At 57.2% G+C, this 1,959-nt stretch carries 2 protein-coding genes; both read left to right on the forward strand.

Features of this window, described 5'->3' with window-relative positions; translation table 11 throughout:
* The first annotated feature begins 158 nt into the window (after positions 1 to 158).
* The gene (gene trmJ, locus ACIOZM_RS29775; RefSeq protein ID WP_401220786.1) at positions 159 to 929 is read left to right on the forward strand and encodes a tRNA (cytosine(32)/uridine(32)-2'-O)-methyltransferase TrmJ; all 771 of its coding nucleotides are present in this window, start codon (positions 159 to 161) and stop codon (positions 927 to 929) included.
* A gap of 2 nt (positions 930 to 931) precedes the next feature.
* Complete coding sequence (gene cysE, locus ACIOZM_RS29780) at positions 932 to 1,708, forward strand: serine O-acetyltransferase (RefSeq protein WP_401220789.1); 777 nt, start codon at positions 932 to 934, stop codon at positions 1,706 to 1,708.
* Positions 1,709 to 1,959 lie beyond the last annotated feature (251 nt).

A 1,959-nucleotide genomic window follows, 5' to 3' on the forward strand; every position in this document is an offset into this window, starting at 1 on the left:
GCATGGGCTGCATGGATGTGTCACCTAAGGTTGTTAAAGAAAGCCGGGCATTCTATCAGAACTTTTCTTCAGGTGAAGGTCACTGTTCGCTTTCATAGCTTAACGGTAGGCTGTTCTGTAAGATTTGCTCCCCTTTCCCGTGTCCGAGAACGCCTCCCGTGCTGCAAAATATTCGTGTCGTCCTGGTCAATACCAGCCACCCCGGCAATATCGGTGGGGCCGCGCGCGCCATGAAAAACATGGGTTTGTCGCGACTGGTGCTGGTCGAACCGCGTCTGTTCCCGCATCACGAAGCCGATGCGCGCGCTTCGGGTGCCGGCGACATCCTTGAAAACGCACAAGTCGTAGCCACTCTGGAAGATGCCTTGGTCGGCTGCAATCTGGTGCTCGGAACCAGTGCTCGCGACCGGCGAATTCCGTGGCCGCTGCTCGATCCCCGCGAATGCGGGACCAAAGTGGTCGAGGAAGCAGGGCAGGATGCACAGATCGCGTTGGTGTTCGGTCGTGAGGATTCCGGCCTGACCAATGAAGAGCTGCAACGATGTCACTTTCACGTTCACATTCCCTCCGATCCTGAATTCAGTTCGCTGAACCTCGGGGCGGCGGTGCAGGTGTTGAGCTATGAAGTGCGTATGGCGTGGCTGGCCTCGCAAGGTCAGCCGACCAAGCTTGAGAAAGAGGAAGTGGCCTCGGTGAAAAGCGCCGAGTTGGCGACCATGGATGAGCTGGAGCGATTCTATGAGCACCTCGAGCAGACCCTTGTGGCCATCGAATTCCTCGACCCGGAAAAGCCACGGCACTTGATGGCGCGCCTGCGCCGGTTGTACGGACGCAGCTCGGTCAGCCGGGCAGAAATGAATATTTTGCGTGGCATCCTCACGGAAACCCAAAAAGCGGCCCGTGGTGAGCTTCTTAATCGGAAGGATTAATGATGTTTGAGCGTTTGCGTGAAGATATCCAAAGCGTATTCCATCGAGACCCGGCGGCGCGTAACGCTTTCGAAGTTCTGACTTGCTACCCCGGGATGCATGCGATCTGGATTCACCGTCTGGCCGGGATGCTCTGGCGCAACGAGCTGAAATGGCTGGCGCGGCTGGTATCGAACTTCGGTCGCTGGCTGACCGGGATCGAGATTCACCCGGGTGCGAAAGTCGGGCGTCGTTTCTTTATTGACCATGGCATGGGCATCGTCATTGGTGAAACCGCTGAGATCGGCGATGACGTCACCATTTATCAGGGTGTGACCCTGGGCGGTACCAGTTGGAATAAAGGCAAGCGTCACCCGACTTTGGGTGATGGTGTGGTGGTGGGGGCGGGCGCCAAGGTTCTTGGTCCGTTCACGGTTGGCGCGGGTGCCAAGGTCGGTTCGAATGCCGTGGTTACCAAGGAAGTGCCGCCGGGTGCCACTGTCGTGGGCATTCCCGGGCGAATCATCGTCAAATCCGATGAGGAGCAGGATGCCAAGCGCAAGGCGATGGCCGAGAAGATCGGTTTCGATGCCTACGGTGTCAGTGAAGACATGCCCGACCCGGTGGCGCGAGCCATTGGTCAGTTGCTCGATCACCTGCAGGCGGTCGATGGTCGTCTGGAGGGGGTGTGCGGCGCACTGAAGGATCTGGGCAGTAATTACTGTGCGAAAGATCTGCCTGAGCTGCGCGAAGAAGACTTCGCCTGCGTAAAGGGCAAAGACGAAACCAAGGCTCACTGATACCGCTTGGGCCCATGTAGGAGCTGCCGCAGGCTGCGATCTTTTGATTTTGCTCTTTATAAGATCAAAGGATCGCAGCCTGCGGCAGCTCCTACAAAGGCATCCGGCGGTCGATGTGCCATTAAGCCGCAGACCCTGCTATCATTCGCGCGCTCTTTTGCGGGTAAACCCGACTAAAGCACTAGGTCTTATAGTTGACTTAAATGCTCGGGAATTGCATACTCCCGCCCATTCCGAACTCCGTGGTAATT

It is taken from the genome of Pseudomonas sp. NPDC087346, assembly GCF_044744235.1.
Lineage (GTDB): Bacteria > Pseudomonadota > Gammaproteobacteria > Pseudomonadales > Pseudomonadaceae > Aquipseudomonas.